The sequence below is a fragment of the Streptomyces sp. NBC_01460 genome (assembly GCF_036227405.1).
Classification (GTDB): Bacteria; Actinomycetota; Actinomycetes; order Streptomycetales; family Streptomycetaceae; genus Streptomyces.
The window spans coordinates 3,420,121-3,442,936 of record NZ_CP109473.1; the positions used below are offsets into that span (position 1 = coordinate 3,420,121).

Consider the following 22,816-nt stretch of genomic DNA (forward strand, 5'->3'; position numbering starts at 1 on the left):
ACACCGTCTGCCGAACCGGTGTACGGGGCACCCGTCACACCCGGTCGGGCCCGCGCCCGCCGCGTACCCTTGCGCGGATGAACGCCAGTGATCGCACCCCCGCCGACCTGCTGCGATCCGCGCTCGCCGCGGACCCGGCCCGCCCCCTCGTCACCTTCTACGACGACGCAACCGGAGAGCGCGTCGAACTGTCGGTGGCCACCTTCGCCAATTGGGTGGCCAAGACCGCCAATCTGCTCCAGGGCGACCTGGCCGCCGAGCCGGGCGACCGGCTCGCCCTGCTGCTCCCCGCGCACTGGCAGTCGGCCGTCTGGCTGCTCGCCTGCTCGTCGGTGGGCGTGGTCGCCGAGGTCCAGGGCGACCCGGCCTCCGCCGATCTGGTCGTCACCGGACCGGACTCGCTCGACCGGGCCCGCGCCTGCCGGGGCGAGCGGGTCGCGCTGGCCCTGCGCCCGATGGGCGGCCGGTTCCCGCAGCCGCCCGAGGGGTTCGCCGACTACGCGGTGGAGGTGCCGGGCCAGGGCGACCGCTTCGCTCCGTTCGCCCCGGTGGACCCGGCTGCCCCCGCGCTGACCGTGGGCGGCGTGGGCCTGACGGCGGACCAGCTGGTCGCCCGGGCCCGCGAGGACGCGGCGGAACTGGGGCTCGGCCCGGGGGGCAGGCTGCTGACGGGAGGCTCGTACGACACGTGGGAGGGGCTCTCCTCCGGTCTCTTCGCGCCGCTGGCCGCCGGGGGCTCCGTGGTCCTGTGCCGCCACCTCGGCCGGCTGGACGCGGACGCGCTGGCCAAGCGCGTCGAAAGCGAGCGGATCACCAACACTGCGGTATGACAAGCGCCCTGAAGGCCACTCGTCCGGCCCAGGGCGGGCCGAGCCCCCGGGACTGAGCACCGACGGCGGTACATGATCGGGCGGTACGGGTTACCGCCAGGGAACGCCCCCTGAATGCACAACCAAGCGTGAGGTTCAGCCGTCTACTTCTGCGACCGGCGGCTCATCGCGCCGCCGAACATGAAGGATGGACGCAGACGTGAGCGACAGCCCCCCCACCCCGGCCGAACCGGACCGCCCGGACGATTCGGCCGGGGGCGGGTCGGCCGGCGGGTCGCCGGACGCGTCCGGGGCGGCCCCGCGGGACGACACCCCCGCCGAGGACCCCCAGGAGCGGACGGCCGGCGGAAGCGCACCGGCGTCGGACGAGGCGGACGGCGGGGCCGCCGACGGCACCTGGTCCGAACGCCCCGCGCGGGAGGGCAGGCGCCACTGGCTCCGCTGGACCGCCCTCGCCGTCTCGTTCCTCGTCCTGGTCGGCGCCGGGGTCGGCTGGTGGCTGTACCGGAAGCTCGACGGCAACATCACGACCGACACCGGCGCGGCCGCCGAGCTCAAGGCGTACGAGAAGGACCGCCCGCTGCCGATCGCGCGGGACGCCCAGAACATCCTGCTCATCGGCTCCGACACCCGCTCCGGCGAGAACAGCGCCTACGGGCGGGACGACGGCGGCAGCCAGCGCTCGGACACGACGATCCTGCTGCACCTCGCGGCCGACCGCAGGAGCGCGACGGCCGTGTCGATCCCGCGTGACCTGATGTCCGAGATCCCCAGCTGCCACACGGCGGACGGCAAGACGACCAAGGAGCAGTTCGCCCAGTTCAACTGGGCCTTCGAGCTGGGTGGCACGGCCTGCACGATCCGCACGGTCGAGAAGATGACGGGCATCCGCGTCGACCACCACATGGTCATCGACTTCAACGGCTTCAAGGACATGGTCGACGCGGTCGACGGTGTCGAGGTCTGCCTCAAGGAGCCGGTCGACGACAAGGACGCCCATCTCAAACTCCCCGCGGGGCGCCAGGATCTCGACGGCGAAGCGGCGCTGGGATACGTACGGGCCCGCAAGTCGATCGGCAACGGCAGCGACACCGAGCGCATGGACCGCCAGCAGAAGTTCCTGGGCGCCCTCGTCAACAAGATGCAGAGCAACGGCGTCCTGCTGAACCCGACGCGGCTCTACCCGGTGCTGGACGCGGCGACCAAGTCACTCACCACGGACCCCGGCCTCGACTCCCTGAGGGACCTGTACGACCTGGTGCGCGGGATGCGGAACGTGCCGACGGAGAAGGTGCAGTTCCTGACGGTGCCCCGGCGGGAGTACCGCGCCGACCGGAACCGCGACGAGCTCGTACAGCCGGACGCGGACCGGCTGTTCGCACAGCTGCGCAAGGACGAACCCGTCGCCGTGGTCCCCGCCGAAAAGGCCAATTCCGGGGATTCACAGGCGGATCACAGCTCCGGGAAGGACCCGTCCGGCGAAAAGCCCGGCGATACCGACGGGAGCCCGACACCTGCTCCCACCTATTCGGGGTCGAATGCCGCGGACGACCCATGCGGTACGTAAAGCAATTCTCAAACGATGGGCGCCAATCGGAGGGGAATAGGCGGAATGCCCGGTTATAAGGAGCGTGGAATGTGTCACGCGCGTCCCCTGTGGCCGATTCCGCCGGATAGTGTGACGCGATCCGGTACTCGCGGTCATCAGACCGCGCACGGCCGGAGCGAGCGACCGGGCACCCTGTCGGGGGAAGCGTCCCGCGTGGCACCGACGGAGGATTCAGGCAACCGTGGATGCGCATGGCCGTGGGCGGGCGGACGATATCGATCCCGCAGACCGTCGGGTGCCCGACCCGCACACGGGCGCTGACGAATTGCGACCGAACAACTCCGGAAGAGAGTCGTCCGGGCCTCACGGCCGTTCCCGTACGTCCGACCGGTCCGGGGGCCGGCGTACATCCGCGGCTTCCCGCGAAGTGCCCTCCCGGCGGAGCCGGCGTGCGGCGGAGCGCTCCCGCGGCCAGGAGCCCCCGGCCGGCCGCCGCACCCGCAGGCCCTCGACGTCACGGCGGAGGAAGGCCCTGCTGTGGACCGGCGGAGTCATGGCCTTCGTCGTCGTCGCCGGATCGGCCGGGGCCTACGCCCTCTACCAGAAGTTCGACGGCAACCTCGACACCGTCGACATCGGTGACGCGGGCAGCAAGAACGTCGCCGGCGACGGGCCGCTCGACATCCTGGTCATCGGCACGGACAAGCGGACCGGCGAGGGGAACGAGGGGTACGGCGACAAGGGCAGTGAGGGCCACGCCGACACCAACATCCTCTTCCACGTCTCCGCGGACCGCAGCAACGCGACGGCGATGAGCATCCCCCGGGACCTGATGACCGACATCCCCGACTGCACCACCAAGCAGGCGGACGGTTCGGAGAAGGCCATACCCGGCACGCGGGGCGTGCGCTTCAACGTCAGCCTCGGCCAGGACGGGCGGGACCCCGGCTGCACGATGCGCACCGTCAAGGAGATCACCGGCCTCCCGGTCGACCACTTCATGATGGTCGACTTCAACGCGGTCAAGACGCTCTCCACCGCCGTCGGCGGGGTCAAGGTCTGCGTCGCCCGGGCCGTCGAGGACCCCGACTCGCACCTCGACCTGCCGGCGGGCGAGTCCACGATCGAGGGGGAGGACGCGCTCGCCTTCGTCCGTACCCGGCACGCCTTCCAGAACCAGAGCGACCTCGACCGGATCAAGGCCCAGCAGCAGTTCATCGGCTCCATGATCCGGCAGATGAAGTCCGACGACACCCTCACCGACCCGGGCAAGCTCTACACGCTCGCGGACGCGGCGACCAAGGCGCTCACCGTCGACTCCGGGATCGGGTCCATCAAGAAACTGACCTCGCTCGCCCGGGAGCTCGGCGCGATCGACACGAAGAACATCACCTTCGTCACGATGCCGGTGAAGGACAACCCGGCCGAGCCCGAGCCCGTCACCGTGGTCGTGGAACCGGAGAAGGCCGAGCAGCTCTTCTCGATGATGCGCTCCGACACCTCCCTCACCGAGGTGAAGAAGAAGGAGCGGGCGGCGAAGAGCAAGCAGGAAGCGGTCCTCAAGGGCAGCAGGGCCGAGCCGGCCGGTATCCGCGTCGACGTCCTCAACGGCGGCCGCGTCGCCGGAGCCGCGGGGGCGACCGTCGCCTGGCTGCAGAACGAACAGGGCGTACCGAACTCCACGAACAAGGCGAACGCCCCGGCGCAGATCGCCAGGACGACGCTGGCGTACGCGCCGGACCAGGCGGACCAGGCCCGCGCGCTCGCGGACATGATGGGCCTGCCCGCCACCGCGCTCAAGCAGGGAACGGCGGACGCCGAGGGTCTTCAGGCGATGGTGCTGACCCTCGGCGCCGATTTCAAGGGCGCGGGAATCCCCGTCGGCGGTCCGGCAAAGGCGCCGGAAGACATCCAGCGGGCCAGTGCCGACACGGCGGAATGCGCGAAGTGACGAGAGTCGTCGCGCCACAACGGAATTCTGAGGAACAGGGGGGTCCTGGTGGGACGGAGCAGCGTACGCGGGGAGGGGACACGGCCGCGCGGCCGGCACGACGGGCCGGCCGGTTCCGGTGGGCCGGACGCCCCCACCGGACGGAGCGGTCACAGCCGGCGCGGCCGGTCGGCGGGGCCGGAACAGGGCCGGCCCGACCGCCGGGCCCCCAAAGGGGGTAAGCGCCGCGTGCTGCGCTGGGGCGCGTCCGTTCTCGCGCTGCTGATACTCGGCACCGGCGGCGCCGGTTACGTGTACTACAAGCACCTCAACGGGAACATACGCAAAGAGGACCTGACGCTCGGTGACAAGCAGATGGCCGACCACAAGGCCAACTCCGCCGGACAGACGCCGCTGAACATCCTGCTCATCGGATCGGACGCCCGGGACTCCAAGGCGAACCAGAAGCTGGGCGGCGCCAAGGAGACCTTCGGCGGCACGCCGCTCGCCGACGTGCAGATGCTGCTCCACCTCTCCGCGGACCGCAGCAACATCTCGGTCCTCAGCATGCCGCGCGACACCATGCTGAAGATGCCCAAGTGCACCGATCCCGATACCGGCAAGGTGTACGCGGCCAGCACGGTCGACGTGCAGACCAACGAGAGCCTGGGCCGCGGCGGCCCCGGGTGCACCGTGGCCGCCTGGTACGAGCTCACCGGCATCACGATCGACCACTTCATGATGATCGACTTCGCGGGCGTGGTCTCCATGGCCGACGCCGTCGGCGGTGTCCCGGTCTGCGTCGACGCCAACATCCTGTCGCGGAGCGGCGGGAAGGGGTCGGGGCTGAAGCTGGAGGAGGGCACGACCTCCGTCAAGGGCGAGCAGGCCCTCCAGTGGCTGCGCACGCGGTACGGCTTCGAGGACAACACGGACCTCGGCCGGACCAAGGCCCAGCACCAGTACCTGAACTCGATGGTCCGTGAGCTGCGCAAGGGCACCAAACTCACCGACCCCGGAAAGCTGATGAACCTCGCCGAGGCGGCCACCAGCGCGCTGACGGTCGACAAGGGGCTGGACACGGTCAAGAAGCTGTACGACCTGGCGGAGGAGCTCAAGAAGGCCCCGACGGGCCGCATCACGATGACGACCATGCCCAACGTCTACGGCACGGGGACCCACGCCGGTCGCGTGTACCCGAAGGACGAGGAGGCCGAGCAGGTGTTCAGGATGATCCGTGAGGACATCCCGCTGGACGGAAAGGCGTCCAAGCGCAAGACGCCGGTCACCGAGGACGCCGCGGCCCCCGACGACGAGATCGCGGTCAGTGTGCGCAACGCCTCCGCCACGGACGCCCTCGGTCCCGCCCGGGGCCGCGCGACCACGGTCAAGGACCTGCTCACGGACGCGGGCTTCACCAAGTCCGCGGTGGACTCGTCGAACGTCGAGCCGGCCGCCACGACCGGTGTGCTCTACCCCAGCGCGGACATGGAGGGTGACGCCCAGGCGGTCGCCGAGGCGCTCGGCATCCCGGTGTCCCAGGTGAAGAAGTCGACCGACGTCTCGGGCATCGTGCTGGCCGTGGGAGCGGACTGGCGCAAGGACGAGGCGTACCCGGCGAAGGCGGCCGAGGAGAAGACCCCGGACTCGGCGAACCCGCTCAACGGCGCGGACGAGAAGGCGTGCATGCACGTCAACCCGAACTACACCTGGTGACGTCGTAGGTGCGTGAAGGGCCCCGCCGGCATCGGCGGGGCCCTTCACTGCTGTTCTCCCGCGGTCAGACCGTCTGCTCCCGGACGGCCGGGCGGCGGCTGGCGATGACCTTCTTCGCCAGCGAGCGGGGGCTGGTCAGGAAGCCGTACCCCCACGACATGTGCATGGTGGCCAGCGCCACCGGGATCTGCGCCCGTGCCTTCAGCGGCAGGCCCTTCCCGGCGGGCAGCGACCCGGCGACGATCGCCGCGACGTACCCGGCCGGCACGACGAACGCCCACGGGGTGACGGCGGCGCCCACCACGACGCCCGCCGCGATGGCGCAGACGGCGGCCGGCGGGGCCAGGTAGCGCAGGTTGATCGAACCGGAGTGGTAGCGGGCCACGACGTGGCGCCAGCGGCCGTACTCCTTGTACTGCTTGGCGAGCGCCCGCACGCTGGGCCTCGGGCGGTACTGCACCTTCAGCTCGGGCGAGAACCAGATCAGGCCGCCCGCCTCGCGGATGCGGAAGTTCAGCTCCCAGTCCTGGGCGCGGATGAACTCCACGTTGTAGCCGTCGGCCCGCTCCAGCGCCTCACGGCGGAAGACCCCCAGATACACGGTCTCGGCCTGGCCGGCCTTCCCTCCGGTGTGGAAGGCCGCGTTGCCGACGCCGATCTTCGAGGTCATCGCGGCGGCGACGGCGTCCTCCCAGGCGTTCTCGCCCTCGGCGTGCATGATGCCGCCGACGTTCTGCGCGCCGGTCTCCTCGAGGAGCCGGACGGCCGTCGCGATGTAGTTCGGCGAGAGCATGCCGTGGCCGTCCACCCGTACCACGATCGGGTGATGCGACGCCTTGATCGCGGCGTTGAGCGCGGCCGGGGTGCGGCCGGTCGGGTTGGGGACGGTGTGGACCCGGGAGTCCTCCCGGACCAGCTCGGCGGCGATCTCGTCCGTACGGTCGCTCGAGGGGCCGAGCGCGATCACGACCTCCATCTCACCGGCGTACTCCTGCTCCAGGATGTGCCGGACCGAGTTCCTGAGATGGCGTTCCTCGTTGAGCACCGGCATGATCACGGAGACGGCGGGGTACTGCGCGGCAGACATGTGGTCCTCGGGGGGTCCTCGGGGGTGCCAGGGTTCCGGGGGTTTCGCACCCCAGGAGGCGGCGTGATTCGGCCGCCACGTTACCGCGAACGGGGGACAGCGGCGCGCGCCGCCATGTCTCCTCCCGGTCTGCAGATCGTATGGGCCTACCGTGCGAAAGTCCCACTCGCACCGCGGAGGTGTCCCTCGTGCCCACGCCGCACCGATCGCCCCGTCCACCGCACCCCCGCACCGCTCCCCCGCACCGCAGGACCCCACGGCAGCCAGGCACCGGCACCGGCGGCCGTGCCGCGCCGCGGAACCGGGCGGGCGGCCGGAAGCCGCCACCCCGGTGGGGCATGCGGGTCGCCACCGGGCTCTCCGTGCTGGTGCTCGGCGCCGGCGGGATCGGCCATGCCGTGGTGAGCGGTCTGGAGACGGGGATCGACCGGGTCGACCCGTTCAAGGACATGAAGAACCGCCCCCAGGGGGGCCACGGAATGAACTTCCTGCTCGTCGGCACCGATGGACGCGACAAGATCACCGCGGCGGAGAGGAAGAAGTACAAGCTGGGCGGCGCGCCCTGCCACTGCACCGACACCCTCATGCTCGTCCACGTCTCGGCCGACAAGCGGCGGGCCAGCGTCGTCAGCCTTCCGCGCGACAGCTACGCCGAGCTCCCGGCGCACACCGACGCCACCACGGGCAAGGAGCACTCCCCCCATCCGGTGAAGCTGAACGCCGCGTACGCCGAGGGAGGGCCCCACCTCACGGTGCGGACCGTCGAGCAGATGACCGGCGTCAAGATCGACCACTACCTGGAGGCCGACTTCACCAGTTTCATGAAGACGGTCGACACCCTGGGCGGGGTGGAGATCTGCACCGCCAAGCCGCTCAAGGACGCCTACACCGGCCTGGACCTGGCCGCCGGCACCCACGAGCTCGACGGCGGGCAGGCCCTCCAGTACGTACGCTCCCGCCATCTCGACGGGGCGGCGGACCTGGGCAGGATGCAGCGCCAGCAGAAGTTCATGGCTGCGCTGATCAAGCGGACGACCAGCAGCGGTGTGCTGATGAACCCGGTGAAGTTCCAGCGGGTCGCCGCCTCGATGCTCGCATCGGTACGCGCCGACAAGGGCTTCGGTACGGAGCAGCTGCTGGAGCTCGGCAAGGCCATGCGCGGCTTCACCCCGGCCTCGTCCGAATTCGCCTCCGTCCCCCTGGAGGAGAAGGGCTTCCCGGTCAAGGGCATCGGCTCCACGGTGAAGTGGGACGCCGCGAAGTCGAAGAAGATGTTCCAAGCCCTGCGCGAGGACCGGCCGCTCGCTCCGCAGCTGCCGAAGCAGCCCAGGGCGACGCTCGTCGATGTGGCCCCGGAGCAGATCCGGGTGCAGGTCTACAACGGGACGCCCAGGGACGGGCTCGGCCAGGAGGTCGACGCGGGACTGCGCGCCACCGGCTTCCGCACCACCCGTACCCCGCTGAACGGCGGTCCGAGCAACCTGACCCGCACGCAGGTCACCTACGACCCGAGGTGGGACCGGTCGGCGAAGTCCCTGGCCGCGGCACTGCCGGGCTGCGAGCTGAGGGCGGTGAAGGGGCAGGGCGCCACGATGGAGGTCACGGCGGGCTCGGACTTCACCAAGGTGAAGCGGGTGAAGGCGGAGGACCCGCAGCGCGGCGAGTTCGGCACGGTCACGGGCGACCAGGTGGTCTGCCCCTGACCGTGCCGGGCCCCCGGCAGCCCCGACGGCCTCCGGCGGGTCGCACGCACGGCGCCGTACGCACCAGGTCACCCCTCACGCCGCCGTACACACCGGGTCACCCCTCACGCCGCCGTACGCACCAGGTCACCCCTCACGCCGCCGTACGCACCAGGTCACCCCTCACGCCGCCGTGCGCACCAGGTCACCCCTCACGCCGCCGTGCGCACCAGGTCACCCTTCACGGCGCCGTGCGAACGCGGTCGCCGCGAGGGCGACGACCGCCGCGGCCGAGGCGGCCAGCCAGAGTGCCGTGTAGCCGCCCTCGCCCGGTTCGCCGGTGGAGGGCGAGTGGAACGCGCCGAGCAGCGTGGCGAAGACACCGCCCGCCACGGCCCCGCCCAGCGTCTTCACGTTGTTGTAGAGCGCGGCGGAGATCCCGGTCCTGGCCGGGTCGGACGCCTCGACGATCACCGTCGGCATCGCTCCCAGGGCCAGCCCTATGCCCAGACCGGTGAACGCGGACCCGGCCGCCATCTGCCAGACCTCCTCGTGCACGAAGGCGAACTGGAGGAAGGTCAGGGCGACCAGCCCGAAAGCCGCCATCAGCGTGGGCCGGTAGCCGATCCGCCGGGCGAGGGCCGCCGTGCCCAGCGAGCCGACGACGCTGCCGACGGCACCCGGCAGCAGGACGAGCGAGATGGACAGCGCGCTCAGTCCGAACCCGTACCCGGCGGTCTCCGGATCGGCCGCGTAGAAGGTCGAGTTGGGTGCCTGGCTGCCGAAGTAGAAGACACCGAACAGGAAGGCCGCACAGTAGAACGGTGCGGTGGTCCTGTCCGCCAGCGCGCGTACGTCGACCAGGGGCTCGGAGCAGCGCAGTTCCACCCGCACCCACACCGCGAGCAGCGCGATGCCCAGCACCACGGGCCCCAGGACCCGCAGGGAGGCCCAGGAGCCGCCCTCCGCCCCTGACACCCCGCCGAGCAGGGCCACCATGGCGCCGCCGAGGAGCACCACCCCGGCCCGGTCCACCCGGCCGCCGGCCCTGTTCCGCGACTCCGGCACCGCGACGAAGGAGACGGGCACGCAGATCACGGCGAGCGCGGCCGGCACCAGCAGGGTCAGCCGCAGATCACCGAAGGCGGAGTCCACGAGGCCCATCACCACGCCTCCCGCCATCGCGCCCACCGTCAGCGCACCCACCAGCCGGGCGATCGCCCGCCGCGCGTCGGCGACCGGGAGCCGGTCCCGTACGAGGGCGATCTCCAGGGGCAGCAGGGCGGCGATCGGACCCTGGAGCACGCGGCCTGCGAGGAGCGTCGCGTAGTCGGGGGCGAGCGCGACCACGACGCTGCCCACCGCGATCAGGGCCAGGGCGATACGGAGCATCCGCCGGTGGCCGTGCAGGTCGCCGAGCCGGCCGAAGAGCGGGACGCAGACGGCCGCGGCCAGCAGCTGCACGGAGACGACCCAGTTCAGGGCGGCCGAGCCGATTCCGAGGTGGTGGGCCAGGTCGGGGAGCAGCGGGGCGATGCCGACCTGCAGGAATCCGCTGGTCACTTCGAAGAGGACGAGGAGTCCGACGACGGCGGTGACGGACGCGGACAGCGGCGGCTCGGGAGGAGCGGCCGGCGGCGGGGTCGATGTGGCGGTCATGCGGCTACTCCTGCGGGGAGGCGGGTGTGGCCTCGTCGGCGGGGACGGGCGTGGGTGCGGTCTCGGCGGAGGCTCCGCCCTCCCCGGTGAGCGGGGTGCCGAGCCGGCGCAGCGCCAGTCCGGCGAGGAGGGCGGCGGCGTGCGGCAGGGCGGCGTCGTCGTAGACGGCCTGCGGGGAGTGGTTCATGGGGGCGGTGGCCGGGTCGGTGCCGGGCGGGCAGGCGCCGAGGCCGACGAAGGCGCCGGGCACCTGCCTCAGGACGAAGGAGAAGTCCTCGGCGCCCGCCATCGGCTTGGGCGCCTCGAAGACGTGTGCCTCGCCCAGGACCTGCCGGGCGGTCTCCAGGGCGAACGCGGCCTCGCCCGCGTCGTTGACGGTCGGCGGGTACTGCTCGACGTAGTCGATGTCGGCGGTGACCCCGTGGGCGGCGGCCACGCCCCGCACGGTCCGCTCGAAGGCGGCGCGCACCCGGGCGTGGGAGGCGTCGGAGAAGGTCCGCACCGTGGCGGCGAAGCGGGCGGTCTCCGGGATGACGTTGGCGGCGGTGCCCGCCTCGATCCTCCCGACCGTGACGACGGCCGGGTCGAAGACGTCGATCTCGCGGGTGACGGCCGTCTGGAGCGCGGTCACCATCGCGCAGAGCGCGGGGACCGGGTCGGCCGCGGAGTGCGGCGAGGAGCCGTGGCCGCCGCGCCCCCGCACCGTGACCTCGACGGCGTCGGAGGCGGCGAGCATGGGGCCGGGCCGGGTCGCCGCGAAGCCGGTGGGCGCGCCGGTGGAGATGACGTGCAGCGCGTAGGCGGCGACGACCCGTTCCCCGGCCGCGTCGAGGACACCCTCGTCGATCATGATCTGCGCGCCGCCCTGGCCCTCCTCTCCCGGCTGGAACATGAGGACCACGTCCCCGGCGAGCTCCTCACGCCGGGCGGCCAGCAGCCGGGCGGCGCCGACGAGCCCGGTGACGTGCAGGTCGTGGCCGCAGGCGTGCATCCGGCCGTCGAGGACCGAGGCGTACGGGAGTCCCGTGTCCTCCTGGACCGGGAGCGCGTCCATGTCGCCGCGGAGCAGCACGGCGGGTCCTGGACGGCCGCCGCGGAGTACGGCGGTGACGGAGCTCAGCGCCGTGCCGGTGCGTATCTCCAGGCCGAGGCCGTCCAGGGCGGCGAGGATCTTCGCCTGGGTCAGGGGCAGGTCGAGGCCGAGCTCGGGCTCCCGGTGCAGGGCGTGGCGGAGTTCGGTCAGGGCGGGGGCGAGGTCACGGGCCTCGTGGAGCAGGGACATGGGCGTATCGTGCGGAACAGAACCCCTCATCCATGATCGTCCGCAGGAAAGCGCTCCTCATGAGCCGATCGACGCATGAATCCACCAGCCCCACAGCGGCCGGTCACTCCGAGCGTCTGCTGCGCGCGGAGCAGCCGGAACCGCTGGACGAGCTGGACTACCTCCTCATCACCGCGCTCCAGACCTCCCCCCGGGCGGAGTGGGCGCAGATCGGGAAGGTGCTCGGGGTGGACGCCTCGACGGCGGCGCGCCGCTGGAACCGGCTCACGGAGGCAGGACACGCCTGGCTCAGCTGTTACACGGTGGCGGTGGGGCCCACGGTGCCGATCATCGCGTTCATCGAGGTCGACTGCGCCGCCGGAACCCTGCACGAGGTGGCGGCCGAGATCGCCGACGATCCGCACCTGATCACCATCGAGCACCTCACCGGGGCCCGGGACCTGGTGCTCACCGCGGCCTTCCCGGATCTGGCGGCGCTCACGCGCTACCTCAGCTTCCGGCTCGGCCGGCTGCCCGGGGTGTCGGCCACCCGGTCCCAGACGGCGACCGCCGTCCACACCGAGGGCAGCCGCTGGCGGCTGGACCGGCTGGACCCCGACAGCCAGGACCTGCTGGCGAAGGACCGGGGACCGGCCATGCCCCGGCGCGGGCTGCCCGCCCCGGACGCGCTGGACACCCGGCTCTACCTGCTGCTGAGCGAGGACTTCCGGCAGCCCGCGGCCCGCCTCGCCGAACTCCTCGGCGTCAGCCCCTCCACCGTGCGCCGCAGGCTGGACCGCATGCACCGGCAGGACGCCCTCGTCTACCGCTGCGAGGTGGCCCGCCATCTCTCCGGCTGGCCGATCTCGGTCACCCTCTGGGGCATCGCCCCGGCCGGCGAGACCGCGCGCATCGCCTCCCAGCTCATCCGGATGCGTGAGACCCGGCTCTGTGCCTCCCTGACGGGCCCGCACAACCTGATGCTCACGGTGTGGCTGCGCTCGGCCGAGGACATCGGCGCGTTCGAGGCCCGGCTGGCGGACCGCTTCCCCGAGCTCGCCGTCGTGGACCGGGCGGTGGCCCTGTGGCAGCTCAAGATCGCCGGCCACCTCCTGGACCCCCGGGGCCGTCACATCAGGGGCGTACCCGTGACCTTCTGGGAGGAGCCCGGGGCGGAGCGGGCCGAGGACGCGCTGGTGGACCGCCTGCGCGTGCCCCGCTGACCGGGACGTACGGCCGGAGGTCAGTCGTCGATGCCCTCGGCGGCCCGCTGCTCCCGCAGTTCCTTGATCGCGCGACGGCGGGCGAGGCGGTGCGTACGCCGGATCTGCGCCTCCTGGTAGCGCCGCTTGTCGCGCTCCGTCTCCGGGGCCACCTGCGGCACGCGGCGCGGCTTGCCCTCCTCGTCGACGGCGGCGAACACCAGGTAGGCGCTGCCGACCTGCTGGGCGGGGGTCGACTCGTTCCACCGCTCGGCCATGACGCGGACGCCGACCTCCATCGAGGAGCGGCCGGTCCAGTTCACCTGGGCGCGGACGTGAACGAGGTCACCGACGCGGACCGGCTCCAGGAAGACCATCTCGTCCATCGAGGCCGTCACGGCCGGACCGCCGGAGTGCCGGCCAGCGACCGCCCCTGCCGCGTCGTCGACCAGCTTCATGATCACGCCGCCGTGCACCGTACCCAGGAGGTTGGTGTCGTTGCCGGTCATGATGTGGCTGAGGGTGGTCCGGGAGGCCGAGGTCGGCTTGACCGGAATATCGCCCTCCGGTTGCTGGGGCTGATCTGTCATGCCCTCCACCTTATGCGGGGGCTTGCACCCGGTTGCATTGCATCAGCTTGGCAACAGCCGTGACCCGATCCTCCGTACACCCTGTAAGAGCCGCAGGGCGAGACGGCACACTGGTCCGCATGAGCGATTGGCCCGAAGGACGGAACGGCGGACCCGACGAGCGCTACGGGCGGGGCAGCGGAAGCCCGCAGCCCGAGGGTGCCCGCGCCATGCCGCACGTCCGGCGGCGCCCGACGCCGCCGCAGTCCCCGCCCCGGATCCCCCCGCAGCAGGGACAGGGGTACGACGGTTACGGCGAGACCCCCGGTTACGACAGCGGCTACAACACGGGCCAGGTCTACGGCGGCGGACAGGGCGGCGGCCAGCACGGCGGCGGCGGCGGTCGCGGCGGTGACAGCGGCTACGTACAGACCCGCCCCGCCCCCAACTGGGGCCGGCGGATCAAGGTGGGCGCGCTGACCCTGGTCGTCGTGGTGCTCGCCGTCTCCGTCGGCACGTACTTCTGGGCCGACGGCAAGCTGAAGCGCGAGGTCGACCTCTCCAAGGTCATCGACCGTCCCTCCGAGGGCGACGGCACGAACTACCTGGTCGTGGGCTCCGACAGCCGCGAGGGCATGACGGCCGAGGACAAGAAGAAGCTGCACACCGGTTCCGCCGAGGGCAAGCGGACCGACTCGATGATGATCCTGCACGACGGTTCCAACGGCCCGACGCTGATCTCGCTCCCCCGCGACTCCAACGTCGAGATCCCGTCCTTCAAGGGGTCCGAGTCCGGGAAGACGTTCGCAGGCACCGGCCGCCAGGTGAAGCTGAACGCCGCGTACGCCGAGGACGGCCCGGAGCTGCTCGTCCGCACGGTCGAGTTCAACACCGGCCTGCACATCGACCACTACGTCGAGATCGGCTTCGGCGGCTTCGCCAACATCGTGGACGCCATCGGCGGCGTCGAGATGGACATCCCCAAGGCCTTCAAGGACAAGAAGTCCGGCGCCGACTTCCAGGCCGGCAAGCAGACGCTGAACGGTGAACAGTCCCTCGCCTTCGTCCGCACCCGTTACGCGTTCGCGGGCAGCGACCTGGACCGCACGAAGAACCAGCAGAAGTTCCTCGCGGCGCTGGCCTCCCAGACGGCGACCCCGTCGACGATCCTCAACCCGTTCAGGCTCTACCCGACGATGGGCGCGGGCCTGGACACCCTGGTCGTGGACAAGGACATGTCGCTCTGGTCGCTCGGCAACATGTTCTTCGCGATGAAGGGCGTGACGGGCGGTGAGGGCACGTCGATGAACATCCCGCTCTCGGGCCAGAGCGTGAACGGCAACCTGGTCTGGGACAAGGACAAGGTCAAGCAGCTCGTGGAGCAGCTGAAGAACGACGAGAAGGTCACGGTCAAGGGCAGCTGACCGGCACCCGGCCTGCACGAGGCCCCCTCACCCACCGCGGGTGAGGGGGCCTCTGCCTGTTCCGCCCACCGCCCCGGCCCTCACCGGCCGCCGCGACCTCGAAGTCCTGCGCCAGTGGCTCCGCCGGGCCGCCACCGCGACCTCCGCCGACGAGATCTCCACTGCGGGACGGCTCGCCTCCGGGCAGCCGACCGCCCGTGGACGTGAGAAAAGGGAGCCCTCGCCGAAGCAAGGGCTCCCTCGTCCGACGTGCGGGGAACTACGGCAGGTTGCGGGCCATGACGATGCGCTGGACCTGGTTCGTGCCCTCGTAGATCTGGGTGATCTTGGCGTCGCGCATCATGCGCTCGACCGGGTAGTCGCGGGTGTAGCCGTAGCCGCCGAGGAGCTGGACGGCGTCGGTGGTGACCTCCATGGCGACGTCGGAGGCGAAGCACTTGGCCGCGGCGCCGAAGAAGGTCAGGTCGCCGTCGAGGCGCTCGGACTTGGCGGCGGCGCTGTAGGTGAGCTGGCGGGCGGCCTCCAGCTTCATCGCCATGTCGGCGAGCATGAACTGGATGCCCTGGAAGTCGCCGATCGGCTTGCCGAACTGCTTGCGCTCCTGGACGTAGCCCTTGGCGTAGTCCAGGGCGCCCTGGGCGATGCCGAGTGCCTGGGCCGCGATCGTGATGCGGGTGTGGTCCAGGGTCTTCATCGCGGTGGCGAAGCCGGTGCCCTCCTCGCCGATCATGCGGTCGGCGGGGATGCGGACGTTGTCGAGGTAGACCTCGCGCGTCGGAGAGCCCTTGATGCCGAGCTTCTTCTCCGGGGCGCCGAAGGAGACGCCCTCGTCGGACTTCTCGACGACGAACGCCGAGATGCCCTTGGAGCGCTTCGTCGGGTCGGTGACGGCCATGACCGTGTAGTACTCGGACTCGCCCGCGTTGGTGATCCAGCGCTTGACGCCGTTGAGGACCCAGAAGTCGCCGTCGCGCACGGCCTTGGTCTTCATGCCCGCCGCGTCGGAGCCGGCGTCCGGCTCGGACAGGGCGTACGAGAACATCGCGTCGCCCTTGGCGAGCGGGCCCAGGTACTTCTTCTTCAGGTCCTCGGAGCCGGAGAGGATCACCGGGAGCGAGCCCAGCTTGTTCACGGCCGGGATCAGGGACGAGGACGCGCAGACACGGGCCACCTCCTCGATCACGATGACCGTGGCGAGCGCGTCGGCTCCCGCGCCGCCGTACTCCTCCGGGACGTGGACCGCGTGCAGGTCCGAGGCGACCAGCGCGTCCAGCGCCTCCCGCGGGAAGCGCGCCTCCTCGTCCACCGCGGCGGCGTGCGGGGCGATCTTCGCCTCGGCGAGCGAACGGATCGTCTCGCGGAGCATGTCGTGCTCCTCGGCCGGACGGTACAGGTCGAAATCGGTCGAACCCGCCAAGATGTTCACTCCCCAAGGATGCTAACTACCGTTAAGTAACCCAATTTTAGTGGTCCGGCCGAGCGGAGGCATACGGGCGGGGCACGTGAGCTATCCGACAGACCGGCGACGGTCGGAAAACAGCGTTCCGCACGCACGGTTATGCTCGGCTCCGCACGTCTGTCCGCATCGTTCAGGAGCACCCATGGCCCTCAGGATCACCGTGATCGGCACCGGCTACCTCGGCGCCACCCATGCCGCGGCCATGGCGGAGCTGGGCTTCGAAGTCCTCGGGCTCGACGTCGTGCCCGAGAAGATCGAGATGCTCTCGGCGGGCAGGGTTCCGATGTACGAGCCGGGGCTCGAGGAGATCCTGCAGAAGCACGTGGCCGGGATCGAGGGATCCACGGGACGGCTGCGGTTCACCACCTCCTGGGAGGAGATCGGCGCGTTCGGCGATGTGCACTTCGTCTGCGTGAACACTCCCCAGAAGCACGGCGAGTACGCCTGCGACATGAGCTACGTGGACAGCGCCTTCGAGTCGTTGGCCCCGCAGCTGACCCGTCCCGCCCTGGTCGTGGGCAAGTCCACCGTCCCGGTGGGCTCCGCCGCCCGGCTGTCGGCGCGGCTGGCCGAGCTGGCACCGGTGGGTACGGACGCGGAGCTGGCCTGGAACCCGGAGTTCCTGCGCGAGGGCTTCGCGGTGAAGGACACCCTGCACCCGGACCGGGTCGTGATCGGGGTGGAGAGCGAGCGGGCCGAGAAGTTGCTGCGCGAGGTGTACGCGGGGCCGATCGCCGAGGGCTCCCCCTTCGTGGTGACGGACTTCCCGACCGCCGAGCTGGTGAAGACCTCCGCCAACTCCTTCCTCGCGACCAAGATCTCCTTCATCAACGCGATGGCCGAGGTCTGCGAGGCCGCCGACGGAGACGTGGTGAAGCTCGCCGAGGCGATCGGCCACGACGAGCGCATCGGGAAGAAGTTCCTGCGGGCCGGGATCGGCTTCGGCGGGGGCTGCCTGCCCAAGGACATCCGCGCCTTCATGGCACGCGCCGGTGAGCTGGGCGCCGACCAGGCGCTGACCTTCCTGCGGGAGGTCGACTCCATCAACATGCGCCGGCGCGGCCACATGGTGGAGCTGGCCCGTGAGGCGGTGGGCGGGGGCTCCTTCCTCGGCACGCGCGTCGCGGTGCTCGGCGCCACCTTCAAGCCGGACTCCGACGACGTACGCGACTCTCCGGCGCTGAACGTGGCCGGGCAGATCCATCTGCAGGGCGGCCAGGTCACGGTCTTCGACCCGAAGGGCATGGACAACGCCCGCCGGCTCTTCCCGACGCTCGGCTACGCGGACACGGCGCTGGACGCCGTGCGCGGGGCGGACGTCGTGCTGCACCTGACGGAGTGGCGTGAGTTCCGGGAGCTGGACGTGGCGGCTCTGGGCGAGGTGGCCGGGCGGCGGATCATCCTGGACGGCCGCAACGCGCTGGACCCCGCGGTATGGCGCGAGGCCGGCTGGACGTACCGGGCGATGGGCCGCCCGAAGGCCTGACCCGAAGCGTGATGCGAGGAGGCGGCGGCCCTGTCGGGGCCGCCGCCTCCTCGCACCGGTCGTGCGCGGTCAGCGAGCGGGGCCGTCCAGCTCGGCGATCGTCGCGTGGGACGGGCCGACCCGGGCGCTCAGGTCGCGGGACACGGCTTCCGCGTCGTGCAGGACCCGCACCGCGTTCCGCCACGTCAGCTTCGCCACGTCGCGCTCCGACCAGCCGCGCGTGAGCAGCTCCGCGATCAGGTACGGGTAGCCCGACACGTCTTCCAGGTCCAGCGGGAGGAAGGCCGTGCCGTCGTAGTCGCCGCCGATGCCGATGTGGTCGATCCCGGCGATCTCGCGCATGTGGTCGAGGTGGTCGGCGATCGTGCCCACCGTGGCCATCGGGCGCGGGTTGAGCGCCTCGAAGTCCGCGTGGATCCGCATGGCGGCCGGCGTGGTGTCCAGGTGGTGCAGACCGTGCTCCCGCATGTTGCGGTCGGCCGCCAGGGTCCACTCCACCGCCGCCGGCAGGACGAACTTCGGGACGAAGGTCGCCATGGCCACACCGCCGTTGGCCGCGAGCATCCGCAGCACGTCGTCGGGGATGTTGCGCGGGTGGTCGCAGACCGCCCGTGCGGAGGAGTGCGAGAAGATCACCGGCGCCACCGAGGTGGCCAGCGCGTCACGCATCGTGGTGGCCGCCACATGGGAGAGGTCGACCAGCATCCCGATGCGGTTCATCTCGCGTACGACCTCACGCCCGAACTCCGACAGGCCGCCGACGCGCGGGGAGTCGGTCGCCGAGTCCGCCCAGTCGGTGTTGTCGTTGTGCGTGAGCGTCATGTAGCGGACGCCGAGGGTGTGCAGGGCGCGCAGGGTGCCCAGCGAGTTGTTGATGGAGTGGCCGCCCTCGGCCCCCATCAGGGAGGCGATACGGCCCTCGGCGCGGGCCTTCTCCATGTCGTCGGCGGTCAGGGCTCGCCCGAGGTCGTCGGGGTAGCGCGCCAGCATCTCGGCGACCACGTCGATCTGCTCCAGCGTGGCGCTGACCGCGTCGTCCCCGGCCCGGCTCGGCGGGACGTAGACGGACCAGAACTGCGCGCCGACCCCGCCGGCCCGCAGCCGGGGGATGTCGGTGTGCAGGGTGCCGGTCTGGTCCCGGGAGAGGTCACGGGCGTCGAGGTCGTAGCCGACCTGCTCGCGCAGGGCCCAGGGGAGGTCGTTGTGGCCGTCGACGACGGGGTGGCCGTCGAGCAGGACACGGGCCCGGGCCAGATAGTCCGAGGTGCTCATGGGCCGCCTACTTCCCGAAGCCGAAGGAGTCCGCGCCCAGGGCCTTGGCGCGCAGCCGCTTGCCCTTCTCCGTCGCCTGGTCCTTGAGCTCCTGCTGGAAGTCCTTCATCCGCTCCAGCAGCGCGCTGTCGTGGGCGGCGAGGATGCGGGCCGCGAGCAGGCCCGCGTTGCGGGCGCCGCCGACGGAGACGGTGGCGACGGGGACGCCGGCCGGCATCTGGACGATGGAGAGCAGGCTGTCCATGCCGTCGAGGTACTTCAGCGGGACCGGGACGCCGATCACCGGCAGCGGGGTGACGGAGGCCAGCATGCCGGGCAGGTGGGCCGCGCCCCCCGCACCCGCGATGATCGCCTTGAGGCCGCGGTCCGCGGCGTTCTCGCCGTACGCGATCATCTCGTGCGGCATGCGGTGGGCGGAGACGACGTCGACCTCGTAGGGGATCTCGAACTCGCCGAGGGCCTGGGCGGCCGCTTCCATCACGGGCCAGTCGGAGTCCGATCCCATGACGATGCCGACGACGGGTGCGGAGCCTGGTGCGGTCATTCGGTGATCGTTCCTCGCAGGTAGTCGGCCGCGTGCCGGGCGCGCTCCCGCACGTCCGCCAGATCGTCGCCGTAGGTGTTGACGTGGCCCACCTTGCGGCCGGGCTTCACGTCCTTGCCGTACATGTGGATCTTGAGCCCGGGGTCACGGGCCATGCAGTGCAGGTACGCCTGGTACATGTCCGGGTAGTCGCCGCCGAGGACGTTGCACATGACCGTCCAGGTGGCGCGCGGCCGGGGGTCGCCGAGCGGGAGGTCCAGGACGGCCCGCACATGGTTGGCGAACTGCGAGGTGACCGCACCGTCCTGGGTCCAGTGCCCGGAGTTGTGCGGGCGCATCGCGAGCTCGTTCACGAGGATCCCGGGGGTCCCGTCGTCGCTGCGCGTCTCGAAGAGCTCGACAGCGAGGTGGCCCACCACGCCGAGCTCGGCGGCGATCCGCAGGGCGAGCTGCTGGGCCTCGCCCGCGAGGCGTTCGTCCAGGTCGGGCGCCGGGGCGATGACGGTGTCGCAGACCCCGTCCACCTGGACGGACTCGACGACGGGGTAGGCGACGGCCTGGCCGTGCGGCGAGCGGACGATGTTGGCCGCCAGCTCCCGCGTGAAGTCGACCTTCTCCTCCGCGAGGACGGGGACGCCGGCCCGGAAGGGCTCGGCGGCGTCCGCCTCGGAGCGGACCACCCACACGCCCTTGCCGTCGTAGCCGCCGCGGACCGTCTTGAGGATGACGGGGAAGCCGCCCACCTCGTCGGCGAAGGCGGCGGCGTCCGCCGGGTCCGCCACGATCCGGTTGCGGGGGCAGGGCGCTCCGATCTCCGCGAGCCTGGCGCGCATCACCCCCTTGTCCTGGGCGTGCACCAGGGCGTCGGGGCCGGGGCGCACGGGGATGCCGTCCGCCTCCAGGGCCCGCAGGTGTTCGGTCGGCACATGCTCGTGATCGAAGGTGATCACGTCGCAGCCGCGCGCGAAGGCCCGCAGTGTCTCCAGGTCGCGGTAGTCGCCGACGACGACCTCGCCGACCACCTGGGCGGCCGATTCCTGGGGGGTGTCACTCAGGAGCTTGAATTTCAGGCCGAGGGGGATACCCGCCTCGTGGGTCATTCGGGCGAGCTGGCCGCCGCCGACCATGCCGACTACAGGGAACGTCACGTGTCCAGGGTATCGGGCGCACGGGAGCACCCCTCACCCTCTCCGGCCGGGGCGCCGGCCGGTCCTGGAAGCCGGCCCCGTCGGGCGGGCCCGCCGGCTCACCCGCATCACACGGGAGGGCTGGTTAGCATGGCCGGGTTGACGAAACCGACCGGACGGGGCTGAGCGATCACCATGAGCGAACGGGGCGCACTGCGGGCCCGGCTTGATCTGCTGGCCCGGGAGGTCGCCAAGTTCGGCGCGGTCGGCGCACTCGGGCTGGTCGTCAACATCGCCGTCTCCAACCTGATCTGGCGCACGACGGACATTCCGGTGGTGCGGGCCGGGCTGATGGGGACGGTCGTGGCCATCCTCTTCAACTACGTCGGCTTCCGCTACTGGACCTACCGGGACCGCGACAAGACCGGCCGGACCCGTGAGCTGATGCTCTTCCTGCTGTTCAGCGCCGTCGGCGCGGTGATCGAGACGGGCGTGCTCTACGCCGCGACGTACGGCTTCGGGTGGAACAGCCCGGTCCAGAGCAACGTCTTCAAGATCCTCGGCATCGGGATCGCCACGTTGTTCCGCTTCTGGTCCTACCGCACCTGGGTGTTCAAGGCGCTGCCCGCCGAGGAGGCCGTGCTCGACACGGAACGATTTCTGGAACAGCGGCGGCCCTCCGACGAGGTAGCACCCGGCCCGGTCCCCCACTGAACCGCTGAGGTCCAGGGGGCCGCTCAGCGCACGGGGCGGACGGATTCCTTGCGGTTCGGCGCGACCCTGCTGAGGAAGAGCGCGAAGACCGGCGGCTGCTGCTGGAGCAGTTCGAGCCGGCCGCCGTCGGCCTCGGCGAGGTCCCGGGCCACGGCGAGACCGATTCCGGTGGAGTTGCGGCCGGAGATGGTGCGCTCGAAGATCCGCGCCCCGAGATCGGCGGGGACACCGGGGCCCTCGTCCGTGACCTCGACGACGACCTGGTTGCCGGTGACGCGGGTACGCAGCGCGACCGTGCCGCCACCGTGCATCAGCGAGTTCTCGATCAGCGCGGCGAGGACCTGGGCGACGGCGCCGGGGGTGCCGACGGCCTCCAGCCCGTGCTTGCCCGAGCAGACGACGGCGCGGCCGGCGCTGCGGTAGGCCGGGCGCCACTCCTCGATCTGCTGCTTGACGATCTCGTCGAGGTCGAAGACGACGGCGGAGCCGGTGCGCGGGTCACGGGCGTTGGTCAGCAGCCTCTGCACCACGTCGGTGAGCCGCTCGACCTGGGTGAGCGCGATGTTCGCCTCCTCCTTCACCGTGTCCGGGTCGTCGGTGACGGAGATCTCCTCGATCCGCATGGAGAGAGCGGTCAGCGGCGTACGGAGCTGGTGGGAGGCGTCCGCGGCGAGGCGCCGCTCCGCGGTCAGCATCCGGGCGATGCGCTCGGCGGAGGAGTCCAGGACGTCGGCGACGCGGTCCAGCTCCGTCACCCCGTACCGCTTGTGACGCGGGCGCGGGTCGCCCGACCCGAGGCGCTCGGCGGTCTCGGCGAGGTCGGTGAGGGGGGAGGTCAGCCGGTCGGCCTGGCGTACGGCGAGGAGCACGGCGGAGATGATCGCGAGCAGCGCCACCGCCCCGATGATCAGCAGGGTCCGGCCCACCTCGCGGGTCACGGCGGAGCGGGACTCCTCGACGGTGACCTTCTCGCCCTGCTCCCCCGTCTCCGTGGAGCGGATGACGCCGCCGTCCGTGGAGCGCTCGCCGACCTCGATCGGCGCCCGCCCGGGGATCTCGACGCGGGCGTAGCGGCTGGGGTCCACCTGCTCGGCGAGGACGTCGGGGGTGATCCGCTCGGCTCCGAGCAGCCTGCTCTCGACCACACTGATCAGGCGGAAGGCCTCGGAGTCGACGCTCTCCTGGGCGCTGTTGCTGATGGTCCGGGTCTCGACGATGACGAGGGACACGCCGAAGACGGCGATCACGACGAGCACCACGGCGAGCGTGGAGTTGATCAGTCGGCGGCGCATGACTGTTCTGTAC

General features: G+C 71.4%; 18 protein-coding genes. 9 read left to right on the plus strand and 9 right to left on the minus strand.

The genetic code is table 11. The features are described from left to right. Positions 1-77 precede the first annotated feature (77 nt). The 4 genes from OG488_RS15080 to OG488_RS15095 all read left to right on the plus strand — a co-directional run bounded on the left by OG488_RS15080 (position 78) and on the right by OG488_RS15095 (position 6,025). On the plus strand, positions 78-830 hold the full coding sequence (locus OG488_RS15080; RefSeq protein WP_329229582.1) for a TIGR03089 family protein: 753 nt from the start codon (positions 78-80) through the stop codon (positions 828-830). Between the two features lie 187 nt (positions 831-1,017). After that, positions 1,018-2,397 carry an LCP family protein gene (locus OG488_RS15085; protein WP_329229584.1) on the plus strand — a complete coding sequence of 460 codons (1,380 nt, stop codon included), beginning with the start codon at positions 1,018-1,020 and terminating at the stop codon, positions 2,395-2,397. Positions 2,398-2,620: 223 nt separating this feature from the next. After that, on the plus strand, positions 2,621-4,330 hold the full coding sequence (locus OG488_RS15090; RefSeq protein WP_329229586.1) for an LCP family protein: 1,710 nt from the start codon (positions 2,621-2,623) through the stop codon (positions 4,328-4,330). Positions 4,331-4,378: 48 nt separating this feature from the next. Then, entirely contained in the window at positions 4,379-6,025 is a 1,647-nt protein-coding gene (locus OG488_RS15095; RefSeq protein WP_329229588.1) for an LCP family protein, read from the plus strand. 64 nt (positions 6,026-6,089) lie between these two features. On the opposite strand, the gene OG488_RS15100 is transcribed toward OG488_RS15095, so the two are convergent. Then, positions 6,090-7,112 carry a glycosyltransferase family 2 protein gene (locus OG488_RS15100; RefSeq protein ID WP_329229590.1) on the minus strand — a complete coding sequence of 341 codons (1,023 nt, stop codon included), beginning with the start codon at positions 7,110-7,112 and terminating at the stop codon, positions 6,090-6,092. A gap of 188 nt (positions 7,113-7,300) precedes the next feature. Here OG488_RS15100 and OG488_RS15105 point away from each other — a divergent pair, with 188 nt between their 5' ends. Further along, entirely contained in the window at positions 7,301-8,815 is a 1,515-nt protein-coding gene (locus tag OG488_RS15105) for an LCP family protein (RefSeq protein WP_443074218.1), read from the plus strand. 213 nt (positions 8,816-9,028) lie between these two features. Here OG488_RS15105 and OG488_RS15110 read toward each other — a convergent pair whose 3' ends face one another. Both OG488_RS15110 and OG488_RS15115 read right to left on the minus strand, forming a co-directional pair. Further along, complete coding sequence (locus tag OG488_RS15110; RefSeq protein WP_329229593.1) at positions 9,029-10,453, minus strand: MFS transporter; 1,425 nt, start codon at positions 10,451-10,453, stop codon at positions 9,029-9,031. A gap of 4 nt (positions 10,454-10,457) precedes the next feature. After that, positions 10,458-11,735: a M20 metallopeptidase family protein gene (locus OG488_RS15115; RefSeq protein ID WP_329229595.1), complete on the minus strand. Its 1,278-nt coding sequence runs from the start codon at positions 11,733-11,735 to the stop codon at positions 10,458-10,460. Positions 11,736-11,794: 59 nt separating this feature from the next. Between OG488_RS15115 and OG488_RS15120 the strand changes: the two genes are divergently transcribed. Next, on the plus strand, positions 11,795-12,937 hold the full coding sequence (locus OG488_RS15120) for an Lrp/AsnC family transcriptional regulator (protein WP_329229597.1): 1,143 nt from the start codon (positions 11,795-11,797) through the stop codon (positions 12,935-12,937). Positions 12,938-12,957: 20 nt separating this feature from the next. Here OG488_RS15120 and OG488_RS15125 read toward each other — a convergent pair whose 3' ends face one another. Further along, on the minus strand, positions 12,958-13,506 hold the full coding sequence (locus OG488_RS15125) for an acyl-CoA thioesterase (RefSeq protein ID WP_329229598.1): 549 nt from the start codon (positions 13,504-13,506) through the stop codon (positions 12,958-12,960). A 119-nt stretch (positions 13,507-13,625) separates the two neighbouring features. On the opposite strand from OG488_RS15125, the gene OG488_RS15130 reads away from it, so the two are divergent. Beyond that, complete coding sequence (locus tag OG488_RS15130) at positions 13,626-14,909, plus strand: LCP family protein (protein ID WP_329229600.1); 1,284 nt, start codon at positions 13,626-13,628, stop codon at positions 14,907-14,909. A gap of 259 nt (positions 14,910-15,168) precedes the next feature. Here the strand turns inward: OG488_RS15130 and OG488_RS15135 are convergent, their stop codons facing one another. Next, positions 15,169-16,326, minus strand: a complete 1,158-nt coding sequence (locus OG488_RS15135; RefSeq protein ID WP_329238661.1) for an acyl-CoA dehydrogenase — start codon at positions 16,324-16,326, stop codon at positions 15,169-15,171. 184 nt (positions 16,327-16,510) lie between these two features. Here OG488_RS15135 and OG488_RS15140 point away from each other — a divergent pair, with 184 nt between their 5' ends. Continuing rightward, the gene (locus tag OG488_RS15140; protein ID WP_329229603.1) at positions 16,511-17,854 is read left to right on the plus strand and encodes a UDP-glucose dehydrogenase family protein; all 1,344 of its coding nucleotides are present in this window, start codon (positions 16,511-16,513) and stop codon (positions 17,852-17,854) included. A gap of 69 nt (positions 17,855-17,923) precedes the next feature. Here OG488_RS15140 and OG488_RS15145 read toward each other — a convergent pair whose 3' ends face one another. From OG488_RS15145 to OG488_RS15155, 3 genes are read right to left on the minus strand one after another with little or no spacing between them, the layout of a single operon-like run. Continuing rightward, positions 17,924-19,126 (minus strand): dipeptidase, encoded by a 1,203-nt coding sequence (locus tag OG488_RS15145; protein WP_329229605.1) that lies wholly within the window; start codon positions 19,124-19,126, stop codon positions 17,924-17,926. 7 nt (positions 19,127-19,133) lie between these two features. Next, the gene (gene purE, locus OG488_RS15150) at positions 19,134-19,670 is read right to left on the minus strand and encodes a 5-(carboxyamino)imidazole ribonucleotide mutase (RefSeq protein WP_329229606.1); all 537 of its coding nucleotides are present in this window, start codon (positions 19,668-19,670) and stop codon (positions 19,134-19,136) included. Beyond that, positions 19,667-20,818, minus strand: a complete 1,152-nt coding sequence (locus OG488_RS15155) for a 5-(carboxyamino)imidazole ribonucleotide synthase (protein WP_329229607.1) — start codon at positions 20,816-20,818, stop codon at positions 19,667-19,669. The genes purE and OG488_RS15155 overlap by 4 nt, the downstream gene beginning before the upstream one ends. A gap of 174 nt (positions 20,819-20,992) precedes the next feature. Between OG488_RS15155 and OG488_RS15160 the strand changes: the two genes are divergently transcribed. Next, positions 20,993-21,511 (plus strand): GtrA family protein, encoded by a 519-nt coding sequence (locus OG488_RS15160; protein WP_329229610.1) that lies wholly within the window; start codon positions 20,993-20,995, stop codon positions 21,509-21,511. A gap of 23 nt (positions 21,512-21,534) precedes the next feature. Here the strand turns inward: OG488_RS15160 and OG488_RS15165 are convergent, their stop codons facing one another. After that, the gene (locus OG488_RS15165; RefSeq protein ID WP_329229611.1) at positions 21,535-22,803 is read right to left on the minus strand and encodes an ATP-binding protein; all 1,269 of its coding nucleotides are present in this window, start codon (positions 22,801-22,803) and stop codon (positions 21,535-21,537) included. Between the last annotated feature and the right edge of the window lie 13 nt (positions 22,804-22,816).